Source organism: Bacillus sp. AFS041924 (genome assembly GCF_002577195.1).
Lineage (GTDB): Bacteria > Bacillota > Bacilli > Bacillales > Bacillaceae_G > Gottfriedia.
In genome coordinates this window covers 27162-41973 of record NZ_NULG01000007.1, presented here as the reverse complement: position 1 = coordinate 41973, position 14812 = coordinate 27162, and the positions used below count along the sequence as shown (strand labels likewise).

Genomic DNA, 14812 nt, shown 5'->3' with positions numbered 1-14812 from the left:
AAGTATCTAAACGCTTGATATACAAGCGTTTTTTTATGTTTTTTACAAGTCTGTGACATCACCTGGTTACTAAAGTATGGTTTATGAAAGCGTTGATAACTTTACATTTGTTATATAAACTATACTTTGCAATAACTACGGAGGGATATGAATGAAAATACGTTTATTAACTAAAGAAGATGCAGAAATCTACCTTAATATTCGTTTGGAAGGTTTAAAAGAGAATCCTGAAGTTTTTAGTACTACAATGGATGAAATACTTGATCAAGATGACCCAATTGAATACAAAGCAGAAATATTAGATAAAGATAAAAACTATACGATTGGTGCATTTACTAATAAAGGTGAATTAATTGGCGTAGCAACCTTAAGAACATTTGATAAGATTAAAGCAGAGCATAAAGGAAAAATAGAGTCTGTCTATGTTTCTTCTAGAGCTCGAAAAATGGGAGCCGGCCTTCTTTTAATTGAAGAAGCAATCCATTTAGCAAAAAGCATAGGACTTGAACAAATTTCATTAAATATAGTAGAAGGAAACGAATCAGCTAAAAAATTATTTGAAAAACTAGGGTTCAAAACATTTGCTAAAACACCTAATAGCTTAAAATTTAACAATGAATATTGGGATCAAGAGCATATGATGTTGACGTTGAGTGCAGGAAAGACAGGAAAGGCAGGATAGTTTTGCGCTACTATCCCTTACTTCATTATTTACCTATTTCTTGCTCATAAAAAAGGTTTTACCTAAATTGTCATTTAGACAATTAGGTAAAACCTTTTTTTAGTTTTGATTATTTAGTAAAAGTTTTTTCAATGTCATCTAACATTAAGTAAGCAGCTTTGATTCCACCAGCAGTGTTCCAAATTGTATCGCTTACTTCCATTACATGTCCATTTTTAGAAGCATTTAATTTTTTGAATAATGGATCTTCTGTAAATTCTTTTTCAAGCTGAGAACCAGACTCTTTACCGTCATCATATGTAAAGTAGAATAGGTAGTCTCCGTCCATTGCTGGAATACGTTCTTTTGTTACACCTTTTTCAGCGAAATCAGGTGCATTTTGCTCTTCTGGTCGCTGGAATCCTAATTGTTTAAGAATTACACCAGAGAATGTATCTTGGTGATAGATTCGCACATCAGCACCCATGAAACGTACCATTGAGATTTTTTGATTAACTTTATCGCCTAAAGTTGTTTTTAGGTCATCAACTCGTTTTGTATAATCAGCTAAAACTTTATTGCCTTGTTCTTCTTTATTTAAAACTTTTGCATAAAATTTGAAATTCTCTTGCCAATCACCACGTAATGTTTCAGCAAAAACTGTTGGTGCAATAGCACTTAATTGCTCATAAACTTTTTCTTGGCGCATTTTATTACCAATGATTAAGTCTGGTTTTAAACCAGCGATTTTCTCAAGGTTAACTTCACTTTCTAAACCAACAACCTCAACGCCATCCATATCTTTAGAAATATGGTCATACCATGGATTACCTGTCCAAGATTGAACAGCACCAACCGGTTTAACGCCTAAAGCTAGTAAAGCTTCTGTTCCTTCGTTTGTTAGAATAACAACCCTTTTTGGATTAGCAGGAACTTTAGTTGTTCCCATTGCGTGCTCAATTGAAATTGAACTCAATTCTTTATTATCTTTACTAGAAGTTTCATCTGATTTCTTTGTGCCACAAGCACCTAATACCATAATTGCTGCAATGAAAAGAGCAATTAGTGAAGAAAATTTTAGTTTTTTCATATTGGTCTCCCTCTCATGTTGATAATGATTATCATTTAATCTGATTACTAATATTATAGATTAAGAAATTATTAGAAGTCAACAAGAAGTTGAAAATCATTCTCATTGACTGGTTAATTCATTTCATTTAGACTTATAGAAGAGAATAGAATAGTAGGAGAAATAAAATGCTTATTCATCCAAGATCAAGAATTATCGCTTTAATAGCTTGTCTTATATTATTAGTAATTTGTTTTTTTTCTAGTATTTTACTAGGGTATACGGAAACTAGTTTTACAAGTTTAATTCATTCATTTACACAATTTAATGGATCTAATGAACATTTAATCATTCAAAATGTTCGGATACCAAGAGCTATCATTGCCTCAATAGTGGGAGCAAGTTTAGCAATCGCAGGTTTATTTATGCAAGTATTAACTAAAAATCCTTTAGCATCGCCGAGTGTTCTAGGAATTAACGCTGGCGCATCAATGCTAATTGTACTTAGCATTACATTTTTCCATTTACAATCGCCTGCAGCTACGATCTGGCTTGCATTTTTAGGAGCTACATTATCAGCAGTATTTGTATTTGGATTAAGTTCAATAGGGAAAGATGGGGCGACGCCATTAAAAATTACATTAGCTGGGGTTTCAATTGCAGCTATGTTTAGCTCGATTACACAAGGTCTACTTGTGACAAATGAGGTAGCTTTAGAGCAAGTATTATTTTGGCTAGCGGGCTCTGTACAAGGTCGTTCACTTGATTCATTATATATGGTATTACCATATATCGTAATAGCTTGGGTTATTTCACTTGCACTTGGTGGAAAGATTAATACATTCATGCTAGGAGAGGACGTATCAAAGGCTTTAGGCCAAAATACAACATTATTAAAAGTCACATTAGTTGTTTTAGTAATCATACTAGCAGGTGGTGCTGTTAGTATAGCTGGACCAATAGGTTTAGTTGGTATAATTGTTCCTCAAATAGTTAGAATGTTCGTTAAGAATAATTACCGTTGGATGATTCCATTTTGCGGTATTTTCGGTGCAATTTTACTTCTATTAGCTGATGTAGGATCTCGCTATATACTAATGCCGGAGGAAACTCCAGTTGGTATTATGACCGCAGTTATTGGCGCACCTTTCTTTATTTACTTAGCAAGAAAAGGCGGTACAGTAAAATGAGCATGATCAAATTACGAAACAAATACTTTTCATTACTATTTAATAAGCGTTCAGTTTTCGTTTTAACCATTGCACTTCTTTTATTGATCAGTTCATTTATTGTCAGCTTAACACTTGGTGATCGTTACATCTCAATTCCAAAAGTATTATCTGTTATTTTTGGTGAAGGTGAAAAAATAGATGAATTATTTATTCAAGCATTTCGAATGCCTCGAATAATCGTAGCAATTTTTGCTGGAATTTCTTTAGCAATTGCAGGAGCAATTCTTCAAGGGTTAGTAAGAAATCCACTTGCATCTCCAGATATTCTAGGGATTACAGGAGGAGCAGGGGCGGCAGTTGTCTTATTTTTAGCTATATTTAGTAATGACCGTACGAATCAATTAACAGTAAGTATAAAATGGTTACCTTTAGCAGCATTTATTGGTGCCATCATAAGTTTAATATTTGTTTATGCTTTTGCTTATAAAGATGGGGAATTAAGACCATTAAGACTAGTTTTAGTTGGAGTTGGATTTTCTGCATTAGCTCAAGCAACAACTTCATTCTTTATGATTATTGGACCTATCTTTAGAGCAACTGAAGCGAATATGTGGTTAACGGGAAGCGTATATGGAGCGAACTGGGAACAGGTTAAAATCATTACAATTTGGACGATCGTTTTTATTGTATTAGCTTTAGCGTTTATTAGGCATATAGATACGCAACAACTTGGAGATGACGTTTCAACAAGTTTAGGAGTTCAAGTAGAAAAAAATCGACTAATCTTGTTATTTATAAGTACAGCATTAGTAGCAGGTGCGGTTGCATTCGCAGGGGCTATTGCATTCGTTGGGCTAATTGCACCTCATATTGCTCGGAAAATAGTTGGTGCCTCCTACGGTGCGTTGATTCCTTTATCTGGAATGATTGGTGCTATTATGGTATTAGTAGCTGATACAATTGGAAGAACGGTGTTTAATCCGATTCAACTACCTGCTGGTGTCTTTACTGCCGTAATTGGTGCACCATATTTTATCTATTTATTATTTAAGACTGGAAAAAGGTGATAATAAGATGTCAAAGAGTGCAATAGAAACAGAAAAATTAACGTTATCGTATGATGATCGCACAATAATAAATGAATTGAATTTTCAAGTTCCAAAAGGAAAAATTACTGTATTAATCGGAGCTAACGGTTGCGGAAAATCAACATTACTTCGTTCACTAGCAAGATTATTACAACCGAAAAGTGGAACAATTTTACTAGATGGAAAAGAAATAAGTAAACGACCTACAAAAGAAATTGCACGTAATCTTTCCATTCTACCTCAAAGTCCTGTTGCACCTGAAGGTTTAACAGTATTTCAATTAGTGAAACAAGGAAGATATCCATATCAAACTTGGTTAAAGCAGTGGTCAAAGGAAGATGAAGAAAAAGTAAATCATGCCTTGAAAATAACAAATATGTTTGGATTAAAGGATCAATTAGTCGATTCATTATCAGGTGGCCAACGTCAACGTGCTTGGATTGCAATGACATTGGCACAGGACACGGATACAATTTTATTAGATGAACCTACAACATATTTAGATTTAACACATCAAATTGAAATCTTAGACCTACTTTACGAATTAAATGAAAAAGAGCAACGTACCATTGTTATGGTCCTACATGATATTAACCTTGCTTGTCGTTATGCACATAATGTAGTAGCAATATCAGGCGGCGAAGTATATGCAGAGGGAGACCCTGAAAAAATCATAAACCAGAACTTGATCTGTGACGTTTTCTGCATGAATTGCGATATTGTGAAGGATCCACTATTTGGAACGCCACTTTGCATACCTCATGGACGAGGAAGAAAAATAATTTAATAAACTCTAAAAAGGTGTCCTAAAAGTAGGGCACCTTTCATTTAGTATGAGGTGAGAAGATGACGCTATCCATTAATAATATTAGTGTAGATATACTTGGCAATTCGATTCTTAAAAACATATCTTTTCAAATAAAACAAGGTGAAATATTTTGTTTAATCGGTACTTCAGGAGCAGGGAAATCAACATTACTTCGTACATTCAATCGATTACAAACAGTTAGTAATGGAGAAATTCAATTGAACGGGCAATCTATTCATTCAATGACTCCTCAAAAATTACGAAAAAGTGCAGTAATGATTTTACAAACTCCCTCATTATTTGAAGGGACTGTAGAGGATAATATTTTATTTGGTTTAAAGTTAAATAGTGGGTTTGATAAAAGCGAATCTAAACTTTTGGCTACTTCATTATTAGAAAAAGTGGGGCTTGAGAGTCGATTATTAGAACGTAATTCTTTTTCTTTATCGATAGGTCAACAGCAAAGAGTATCAATCGCTAGAGCAATTGCGATGAAACCGAGCATTTTATTATGTGATGAAATTACTTCAGCGTTAGACCCTCAATCTACTCTACATATTCAGGATCTGTTAGTAACATTAAAAAAGCAAGAAAATATGTCTATAATTCTTGTTACACATAATATGGATTTAGTTCAACAAATTGCTGATCGAGTAGGGTTGCTCATTGACGGTAAATTAGTAGAAGTGAGTTCAGTTAATGAATTCTTTAATAATCCAAGCACGGAATTAGGGAGAAATTTTCTTTCTACAATTGCTTAATGAGGTGAAATTATGGAAGGTAATTTGCAAATTACAGGAGTATCTCTGACATTTCTATTAATTATCATTGCGATCGCATTATCCTATTATCAAAAACTTGGTGTTGAAAAAGACATTGGCGTTTCTTCAGTAAGGACCGTTATTCAGTTAATGATAATGGGTTATGTACTTGAATACATACTGCAAATTGAGCATTTTTTAATTGTCATCATTATATTATTTTGTATGATTTTATTCGGTGCCCATACTTCGAGTAAGAGGTCACAACAAATTGAAGGTGCATTTTTTATATCTTTTATTAGTATTCTACTGGGTGTCATGATTTCTTTAGGAGTCGTGTTAGTAGCAAACAAAATTGCGCTGAAGGCTCAATATGTTATTCCAATTTCAAGTATGATTATTAGTACATCAATGAATGCAAATAGTTTAGCATTAACTAGACTTAGAGCAGAAATTCAGGCGAATAAAAATCAAATTGAAGCTGCTCTATGCTTAGGAGCAACAACTAAACAAGCATCAAATACTATCATAAAAAATTCAATTAAAGCTGCCTTAATTCCATCGATTGATCGGGCTAAAACAGTTGGAATCGTTACATTACCAGGCTCGATGACTGGAATGATTTTTGCTGGTATAAGTCCTTTATACGCGATTAAATATCAATTGCTAATAGAATGCATTTTAATTGGTGCAATCGCAATAAGTGTATTCTCATCGACACTTTTATCCTATAGAAAATTCTTTACAAAAGATGACTCGTTGAAATTTGAAACAATTGTAGAACATGGGTAAGGATAAAGGGGAGAAGGAAAATCCATTTCCTTCTCCCTTTATCTTGTCCTATTATCCAATTACTCTTAATTGAACGTCCATGTTTCCTCTAGTTGCTTTAGAGTATGGGCAAACGCCGTGTGCTGCTTTTACTAGTTCTACGGCTACTTCTGTTGGAACACCTTGTACTTTTACATCAAGTTGAGCAGCTAATTTGAAACCTCCATCAGTAGGGTCTTTACCGATTGTTATGTTTGCAGTTACAGATGTAGAATCTAGTTTAATTTTTTGCCTGCGAGCTACTAAATTTAATGCACTGTCAAAACAAGCTGAATAGCCAGCGGCAAAAAGTTGTTCAGGATTTGTTGCTCCACCAGGTCCACCTAATTCCACTGGCGGTTTAAGTGCTAAATTAATAAAATCATCTGATGAAATAACTCTTCCATCACGTCCACCAGTTGCAGTTGCTGTAGCAGTATATAATTTTTCCATTTTCAATTCTCCTTCATATGAATGAACTATTTTTTACTCTCATTTACAGATTGAATTTTTTGTAGTAGAGACTTTGTCTGATTTAATAATGTTAAAAATTCTTCTTGAGTAGAATTACTTTCCTCGAAAAATTTCTCAGGAATACAAAAAGCTTTTTCTTTTATGTTTTTCCCTTCTTCAGTTAGCGAAATGAACACTTTTCGTTCATCACTTGAATCCCGTTTACGAAAAATTAAACCAGCTGATTCCATACGTTTTAGCATAGGTGTAAGAGTACCTGAGTCTAGAAAAAGGGACTCCCCAAGTGCTTTCACAGTTTGCTGGTCTTTTTCCCACAGTGAAAGTAATACAAGATACTGCGGGTAAGTGAGTCCTATTTCATCTAATAACGGGCGATATAATTTAGTAATTTCTCGTGAACAAGCATAAATTGAGAAACATAACTGATTTTCAAGCAAAAGCTGATTTTCTTTATTCATTTGATCATCATCCTTTTATATTAGTTGTGCACAATTTAATATGACACAATCATAATTGATGGGAAATAATTTTGCAAGTGATAATTCTTTTTATTTTTTACCAAAATTTAAATATTGATTAGTAAACACTAATAAAAAAGCCAGCTAATGTGTTAAAAACATTAACTGACTTTCATTTTACGATTTTCTAGACCTAGAAATTAATGAAGTAATTTGTAACATCGTAATCGGTAAAGATGTTTTTTTATGATATGCCAAAAATTTAGGTGTCCATGAATTAACATATTTTTCTTTAAAGCTTCTTAAACCTTGGAAGTGATATAAAAATTGTCCATACTGATAAATTTGAGCGGCAATTTTCTCACTTGTAAATGAGTATTTAGATTGGCCAACATTAGCTAGTGGGGTCATACCGACATTAAAATAAAGAAAATCCTTAGATCTGAACCATTCAATTAAGTTAATGAACATAAAGTCCATAATTCCTTTTGGAGCGTCAACTTTATGGCGCATTAAATCAATAGAAATCGTATGTTCATTATAGTTTGGCATAATGGATGCAAAAGCGATTATTTTATTTTCATTATTTTTAATGATTGATACAGGTGCAAGTTTGATGTAATCCTCATCGAAATAGCCAAGTGAAAAACCTTTTTCTTTTCTACCTTTTAGCCACTCAGTTGATAAGTCTTTTAATTCCGAAAAGAACTCATTTGAGAACGGAGGTTCAATAATCTCAAAACTAAATTCTTCACGTTCAAATTTATTGTAAAGCGCGCGAATACCTTTATTTCGTTTTCCTGTTAAAGTGAATGTTGAAATATCTGTAAATCCTTCCTCACCAAGTTTAAAGAAATCAAATCCGTTTTCATGTAAATATGATAGAGAATTTGAATTAACTTGATAGAAGACGAGCGTAAATCCAAATTGATCAGCATAGTTTAATAATTCCTCAATTGCGGGATATAAACGAGATTTTTCACCAACTGGGTCACCTAAAATAACTAATTTGTCCGCATATGGCTGAAAAATAAATAATACTGTCTCATCCTGTGCCCAAAATAAATATTTATCATGTAAAAAAACTAAGTGTGATAATTCTGTACCACCATATTTATTAAAATGCTCTCTTATTTTTTCTTCTTCTACTTTTGTACTAATAAACTCAAACTGTTTTCTTTTAACTTTAAAAAATGCGATATAAAAGAATAGTAAAGCAGCAGCAAAACCAAGAACTGCACTAATAACGATATCCCTCGAATTAACAAGAATATATGGTAAATACTTAGCTGGGATTTTCACATTTGTTTGGGGTAGATTGATATAAGCAATAAGTAAATAGCTACCTAAAAAGAAAAATAAAATAAAATTATCAACAATCAGTTTACCCCAAGTTAAAACGAAGCTTTCCCTATAAAATTGCTTCTTTGAAATAAATAATATAAATGCAACTGCTAAAACAAAAAGAGCTTCTTCATAATCTAATCCTTTTGAATAGGTTGTAATTGCTCCAACAATAAGCATGAAAAGTGTAATATACCATGCTCTTTTCACTTTATAATCAATTCCACGAGAGAGACCTAATAGCGTAAAGCCGGCTGTAACGGAAATTAAATGTGAAATATTAATAATTGTTGATGGTAAAATTAAATTTAATAGACTAATTCTTAAAAGCATGCTTGGTACAGCTGCAGAAACTAAGAGAATAACGCCTGATAAAAATACTAAAATCGTTAAAATCTTATGTCCCAAATAAGTAGAAATTTGATTTGGAATATTGTTAAATGATTGATTTATTTTGTTCCATAATAATTTAAGGGCTACAACAATACCGCAAGCAAATGGGAAAAAGAAATAACTGAAACGATAGATTAATAAAACAAGAAGTGTCGTTTCTTTATCGATTCCGAAATAAGTAAATCCTAATAGGAAAATAAAATCAAAAGACCCTAAACCTCCAGGAATCATACTTAAAAGTGCTGCGACAGAGGCTACTAGAAATACAGGTAGCACCTCGATAATTGAAATATCAATATGTAAAAATAAGCAAATGAAGTAAATGAATAATAAGATAAAAGTCCATTCAAATAAGGAAATGACAACTAACGAAAGCATGTATTTTGCTGAAAAATTATCCGCGAAAAAGTTCCGTTTTAGATATACTACTAAAAACATTACTGGGAAATAACAAATGGCAATGATGATTGCAATATATAAATATTTATATTCATTTAAAAATGATAAATCAAAGAGTCCTGTAAATAGAACTAAGCTCAATATTGATAAACCAGAAAGTAAGAATATTGTTACACTGCTCACTGCTTTGACAATTTCTGGTCCAGAACGATCTTTTTGATAAAATAGCGTTCGAATTGTAGTGCCAGCAACTCCACCGAGACCAATTAGATTTGAGGAGGTATTTGCAAGCCAAGCTACCATCAATATTTTTCTAAAGCTAAAATCTAATTTTAATAGTCTTACAAGTACGAAGTCATATAAAAACATTGGAGACACGGCTACAATACCTAATGCAAAAATTAAGATGTATTGCATTAGGGTAAGGGATTCCATATAGTTAAAAAACATTTTAAAGTCGAAGTTTAAAAGTACGCTTTTACCAACGAATATGAATGTAACAAGTAATATTGAAATGAAAAATAGTTTAAATAAACCTACTTTACTAATCCGAATCTTATTCATAAGACACTCCTGAAGTTAATATTCAAACAAAAAATGATAGTTCTTAGCTATAGTATTCCATATTATTCCACTATCTAACAAGAAGAATATTAACTAGGCTTAGAAAATTTAATACCTTATTATTTTTGAGAGAAAAGTTAATTAGATTTTAATATTTAGAGCGATTTTGCGATTTACTATTTAACAAAAAAGAGGTTGTCACATTAGACAACCTATAGAACTAATTTTGCAACCATTAGTTCAAGAAGAAAGTATAAGTAGAAACGAATAGGTTAAACCCCGATACAAGTAAAAGTGAATAATTAAGTGGCTTCCGTTTTTCTTGTAATCCCATTACTAAAAACATTACTCCTAAGAAGAATATCATAAAAGGCATTACTATAAATCTATCAGTCATTAAAGCATATACTGCAAAAACAAATGCAAGTAGCGCAGAAACATTCTTTACTATTTTTAACAAACAATACCTCCTTAACAGAAAATTAAGTGTTCAACATTTGAATTGGATAAATGACTAACACGATCTAAAAGTTACTTCCCGATATATCATTTTTTATCTAAAATTTGTAGTTTTTTGATGTTCTTATACAACAGAATAGCAGATTTGCTCAGTAATAAAAAGGAAAATATTGGGTGGAAATAGAAACCCTCTAATAGATACTTTTACAATTGAAAAGAAATACTGAGGAGAGTTAGTGGAAACTATTTTTAAAGAAATTGTTCAGATTGTGTATCATGATCATTCTGGTTATGAGGTCAAAAAGTGTTGGAATAACTCTGACTATTTTCTTAAGAAAATAAAAGTTTAGAGATGGGGAAGAAACTTTTATGTAGTGGATTTCAAAGATCAGCTATACATATAAACCTTATTAAACTAGGAGAAGGAAAATTTATAACTTGGAGTTGATTATTTGAAAAAATTTGGAATTTTATTGTTTACTATTTTATTTATTAGCTCTTCTACGTTAATTATAAAACCAAGTGTAACTTTTGCTTGTTCATGCGTAAATGAACAAACTGTACAACAGGAGTTCTCACAATCAAAGGCTGTATTCAGTGGGAAAGTAATTGATATTAAAACGACTAAATTTTCAAATCCGAACTATAAAAAAGTTCTATTCGAAGTTTCTAAAACGTGGAAAGGAATAAGTAAATCTCAAGTAATTATTAAAACTGGTCAAGGCGACGGGGACTGTGGGTTTAAATTCACCAAAGGACAAAATTATCTTGTATACGCCAGATCTTCTAAAATGTATGGAGAAAACGAACGAACTCTTACAACCACTATATGTGATGCTACAAAAGAGTTCAGCGTAGCACAAAAAGACTTAACCATTTTAGGAGAAGGAAAAAAGCCATCTAAAAATGTAAATTACGAAGAAAATTTTCAAGGCAATATTTTTGAAGACTTATTCAAATTTATCTTAATCGGGAGTATTTGTACGATTATAATAGTAATCATTTTTAAACTATATAGGAAAAAAAGAATATAGATTGCCTTAATATTATTGTATCTTCAGGCAATCTTGGCTCTAATTCAGACCATCCAACAAAAATATTTGATCTTTATTCAACTAGTAATAGATTAAATTGGTTGAAAAAGTAATTGGATAAATAGGAAAAATTGATTTAGAAATCTAGATGAGAATATAGTTATTATTGAATAGACTTCTAACAATGAAAAAAAAAGTTGCCGAAGCAACTTTTTTTTTGTAATTTTTAAAAATTCTGTATACATTTTCCTTACTTTAGCGTTTAACTAATAGAAAGGAGAGAACTAATGGAGAAAGAAGAGATAGAACAGCTTTTAATCAATACGGCAAAGAGTATTTATGGTTATTTACTAAAAATTGGCGTCAATCGGGCGGATGTAGATGATATTGTACAAGACACGTTAAATAAGGCTTTAATAACAATTTATGATATAGATACTACATACATAAAGACCTGGTTATTTCAGATTGCGATAAATAAGCACCGTGATTTAATAAGAAAGCGAAGGCGTATTGAACAATTTCCTATTGAATCGGTTCAGTAAATTGAAATGAAAGGATTAGAGGAAATTGTTTTAACAAAGAAATCCAGTTGGAAATACAAGAGGTGTTCAATAAAATAAGCCCAATGTACAAACACATCTTACTATTAAAATATGACTTAGAGTTATCCTACAAAGAAATTGTGTTATTAGAAATGAAAGAAGAGACCGTAAAGACGTCTTTGTATAGAGCTCGAAATGAGTTTAAGAAAATTTACAGGAGGTAAAATAATGACGAATGATGAATTTAACTCTGATCTTGATCGTAAAGTGACAAAAATGTTAACCAAGGCAAAAAGAAAGCAATCAGCTAGAACCATATTAATTTCTGCGATAACATCTATTTTAGTGTTCGTTGCCGGGATTATAGCATATCAAAAAATTACTGACGATACGTATGAAGGAATGAGTGTAATTCCTGAGCAAAGAAAAGATATTGGATTATATAAAGGCTTAGAACCGAGGCAAAGCGATTATGTAATGAAAGGGAATCACTGGAAAGAAATCTATAATTTCTATCTTAAGAGTCTACCAACACACGGATGGGTACTAGAACATAAAGAGTCAAAAGAAAATGAACCGATAAGTGGAGGTTATGCACGTTGGATAAAAGAAGGTCAGGGTGAATTAGACCTATCAGCTACTTACTTTCCACAAGAGGATCAAACCCAAGTGAATTTTGACCTTAATAAATTAATTACATCTACAAAATGGATTTCAATTGTTCCGAAGCAAATTGAAGTATACGACGAAAACAATAAAAAAGTAAAAGAAATCGTAGATGAAAATCAAATAAATCAAATTCAATACTTCATAAATGATGAAGCATATGATACACAAGAGAAACCTTTAGGAAAAGTGGTCAGAAAATTACATATAAATGAATTAGAAATAGCAGTCTATCAATCAGGAAATGATCCAATCTATTTTGTTTCTGAAAAAGGGACAAAAATGATGAAACCAGAAGGTGAATTTTTAAGACTTATACAATAAGACTTGAGAAAGCGATAAAAAATAGACTACCTTGTGGTCTATTTTTTTATCCACTTTTCTACTCCTAATCAGATTTTCAGTAAAATATAAGTTGCTTTGTACACAAACCCTATAAAATTTATAGTCTTTTTTTGAAACCTAAAATTCTTTATAGTAAGTGTAATTAGTCTGCTGGATTTAATTTCATCCAAATTGTTTAAAGTGAGGTAATACTATGAAAATCGATACACCTAATATTCCGCAAGAATTACAATCTAAAAATTTTTATGACATTTTTTATGAAGAGGACCCTGAATTAGGAATGTGTGAAATCTCTGGTTCTATATTTGAAAATGAAGTTGTAGATAGAGCATTTTTATTTAAGTCAGTAATGAAGAATTGTAGATTCACCAATACAGACTTTAGAAATATAAGTATGAATGATGTGTATTTTGAAAACTGTGATTTGTCAAATTGCAATATGAGTAATTCTTCCATTCATAAAGTTATATTTAAAAATTGTAAATTAGTAGGTGCAAATTTTACTGAATCTAGCATTGGCAATGTCCAGTTTGAAGATTCAGTTTTAAATTTGTCATTATTTGGAGATTCAAAACTAGAAAAAGTAATTTTTCGAGACTCTGTTTTAAAAAGTGCTGATTTTTATGATTGTAAATTAAAGAAAGTTGATTTTAATATGTGCAATATTGATGGAGCAAATTTTGATCAAACATCTCTAAAAGGTATAGATATTAGTTCTTCTACTTTTAATGAACTAACAGTTTCTATAAATAATTTAAATGGCTGCCAAGTATCATCAAATCAAGCAGTTCAATTTGCCACATTGATGGGACTAAAGATTAAAGATTAGAAATAGAGTAACTGCTTTTTGGGGCAAGACTTTAAGGACAGGCAGGGGATAGATTCTCCTAAGAAATACCTGTTCTTCTTTTTTTACCTGCACTCTTATATTTATCGCTACCTTTCCCAATTTCTACCTTTTTCTTCCTTCTTGCTGTTCTAAAAAAGACTTATTAGTTTCCTTAAGAATTAAAATAAGTTACAATTTAGTAGTTGAAATGTAATTTTAGTAATATATATAAATTAATAACCATTGATCGCTGAGTTTGAGTTGAGTGTTTCTTTTTCTTATTGTGGGACATTTTCAATTTTGAAGCGGGGGAACCAGATTTTGTGCAGTTGCACTTTGGGGTGAATCCTTTTTAGGTAGGGCTACTTTTTAGGTCCGAATCCGACAGCTAACCTCGTAGGCGTGTAGGAGAAGGTTTCCTTATGTATGTCTTTTATAGGCACTGGAGATTTTCCCAGTGTCTTTTTTGCATTCATTTTTTGTTAAACCATGAAGTTGTGGGGGTAATGTAGTGATAGAGATGTATATGTTTGGCGGAATTCTTATTATCATATTATTAACAGCAGTGTATATGACACGAAAGGATTCTGTAATGGATGATCAAAGTGGCAAGTACGAAAAGGGAAAGTCAAAGAGTAGGAAAAGAATTGTAAGAGAAAGAAAATCAGGAAAAGTAATAAGGGTCGATTGATCTGTATTCTTCTGAATATAGGATTTAAATTAATTGAAAAAATAGTTAAAACTTCCATTAGAGAGTGGTCAAATAGACCATTCTCTTTTTTACACATTTTATGTAGTGCATAACATAGTTTTAAAGCTTGCCAATCGGCGAGTTTTCTTTTTCTGCTTTAGTTTTGGTTTTGTAATTCATATTTAGTTCATAATGAGCTTATATAATATGTACATAATTATTTGTTAATGTAAGTAGGTGGA

General features: G+C 31.7%; 15 protein-coding genes, 1 pseudogene and 1 riboswitch. Of the genes and pseudogenes, 11 read left to right on the top strand and 5 right to left on the bottom strand.

The window, feature by feature from the left end; translation table 11 throughout:
* Positions 1 to 151: 151 nt before the first annotated feature.
* The gene (locus COC46_RS02280; RefSeq protein WP_098808159.1) at positions 152 to 682 is read left to right on the top strand and encodes a GNAT family N-acetyltransferase; all 531 of its coding nucleotides are present in this window, start codon (positions 152 to 154) and stop codon (positions 680 to 682) included.
* Positions 683 to 791: 109 nt separating this feature from the next.
* Here COC46_RS02280 and COC46_RS02275 read toward each other — a convergent pair whose 3' ends face one another.
* Entirely contained in the window at positions 792 to 1751 is a 960-nt protein-coding gene (locus COC46_RS02275) for an ABC transporter substrate-binding protein (RefSeq protein ID WP_098808158.1), read from the bottom strand.
* Positions 1752 to 1918: 167 nt separating this feature from the next.
* Here COC46_RS02275 and COC46_RS02270 point away from each other — a divergent pair, with 167 nt between their 5' ends.
* From COC46_RS02270 to COC46_RS02250, 5 genes are read left to right on the top strand one after another with little or no spacing between them, the layout of a single operon-like run.
* Positions 1919 to 2920: a FecCD family ABC transporter permease gene (locus tag COC46_RS02270; protein ID WP_098808157.1), complete on the top strand. Its 1002-nt coding sequence runs from the start codon at positions 1919 to 1921 to the stop codon at positions 2918 to 2920.
* Positions 2917 to 3969 (top strand): FecCD family ABC transporter permease, encoded by a 1053-nt coding sequence (locus COC46_RS02265; protein ID WP_098808156.1) that lies wholly within the window; start codon positions 2917 to 2919, stop codon positions 3967 to 3969. Before COC46_RS02270 ends, COC46_RS02265 begins: the two co-directional genes overlap by 4 nt.
* 7 nt (positions 3970 to 3976) lie before the next feature.
* Positions 3977 to 4777 carry an ABC transporter ATP-binding protein gene (locus COC46_RS02260; protein WP_098808155.1) on the top strand — a complete coding sequence of 267 codons (801 nt, stop codon included), beginning with the start codon at positions 3977 to 3979 and terminating at the stop codon, positions 4775 to 4777.
* A gap of 59 nt (positions 4778 to 4836) precedes the next feature.
* Positions 4837 to 5559, top strand: coding sequence for an ATP-binding cassette domain-containing protein (locus COC46_RS02255; RefSeq protein ID WP_098808154.1), 723 nt, complete (start codon positions 4837 to 4839; stop codon positions 5557 to 5559).
* Positions 5560 to 5571: 12 nt separating this feature from the next.
* The gene (locus COC46_RS02250) at positions 5572 to 6351 is read left to right on the top strand and encodes an ABC transporter permease (protein WP_098808153.1); all 780 of its coding nucleotides are present in this window, start codon (positions 5572 to 5574) and stop codon (positions 6349 to 6351) included.
* 51 nt (positions 6352 to 6402) lie between these two features.
* Here the strand turns inward: COC46_RS02250 and COC46_RS02245 are convergent, their stop codons facing one another.
* The 4 genes from COC46_RS02245 to COC46_RS02230 all read right to left on the bottom strand — a co-directional run bounded on the left by COC46_RS02245 (position 6403) and on the right by COC46_RS02230 (position 10461).
* Entirely contained in the window at positions 6403 to 6822 is a 420-nt protein-coding gene (locus tag COC46_RS02245) for an organic hydroperoxide resistance protein (protein ID WP_098808152.1), read from the bottom strand.
* A gap of 26 nt (positions 6823 to 6848) precedes the next feature.
* Positions 6849 to 7301 (bottom strand): MarR family winged helix-turn-helix transcriptional regulator, encoded by a 453-nt coding sequence (locus tag COC46_RS02240; RefSeq protein WP_098808151.1) that lies wholly within the window; start codon positions 7299 to 7301, stop codon positions 6849 to 6851.
* 177 nt (positions 7302 to 7478) lie between these two features.
* Complete coding sequence (mprF, locus tag COC46_RS02235; protein ID WP_098808150.1) at positions 7479 to 10001, bottom strand: bifunctional lysylphosphatidylglycerol flippase/synthetase MprF; 2523 nt, start codon at positions 9999 to 10001, stop codon at positions 7479 to 7481.
* A 235-nt stretch (positions 10002 to 10236) separates the two neighbouring features.
* Positions 10237 to 10461 (bottom strand): DUF3953 domain-containing protein, encoded by a 225-nt coding sequence (locus COC46_RS02230; RefSeq protein WP_098808149.1) that lies wholly within the window; start codon positions 10459 to 10461, stop codon positions 10237 to 10239.
* 451 nt (positions 10462 to 10912) lie between these two features.
* Here COC46_RS02230 and COC46_RS02225 point away from each other — a divergent pair, with 451 nt between their 5' ends.
* The 5 genes and pseudogenes from COC46_RS02225 (at position 10913) to COC46_RS02205 (ending at position 14570) form a co-directional block, all read left to right on the top strand.
* Positions 10913 to 11494: a hypothetical protein gene (locus tag COC46_RS02225; RefSeq protein WP_098808148.1), complete on the top strand. Its 582-nt coding sequence runs from the start codon at positions 10913 to 10915 to the stop codon at positions 11492 to 11494.
* A gap of 287 nt (positions 11495 to 11781) precedes the next feature.
* A pseudogene (locus COC46_RS02220) lies at positions 11782 to 12263 on the top strand (RNA polymerase sigma factor).
* A 4-nt stretch (positions 12264 to 12267) separates the two neighbouring features.
* The gene (locus tag COC46_RS02215; RefSeq protein ID WP_098808147.1) at positions 12268 to 13029 is read left to right on the top strand and encodes a hypothetical protein; all 762 of its coding nucleotides are present in this window, start codon (positions 12268 to 12270) and stop codon (positions 13027 to 13029) included.
* A 214-nt stretch (positions 13030 to 13243) separates the two neighbouring features.
* A complete protein-coding gene (locus COC46_RS02210; RefSeq protein ID WP_098808146.1) occupies positions 13244 to 13879 on the top strand; it encodes a pentapeptide repeat-containing protein in 636 nt (211 codons plus the stop codon).
* 276 nt (positions 13880 to 14155) lie between these two features.
* A riboswitch (cyclic di-AMP (ydaO/yuaA leader) is annotated at positions 14156 to 14297 on the top strand.
* A 93-nt stretch (positions 14298 to 14390) separates the two neighbouring features.
* Complete coding sequence (locus COC46_RS02205) at positions 14391 to 14570, top strand: hypothetical protein (protein ID WP_098808145.1); 180 nt, start codon at positions 14391 to 14393, stop codon at positions 14568 to 14570.
* Positions 14571 to 14812: the final 242 nt, after the last annotated feature.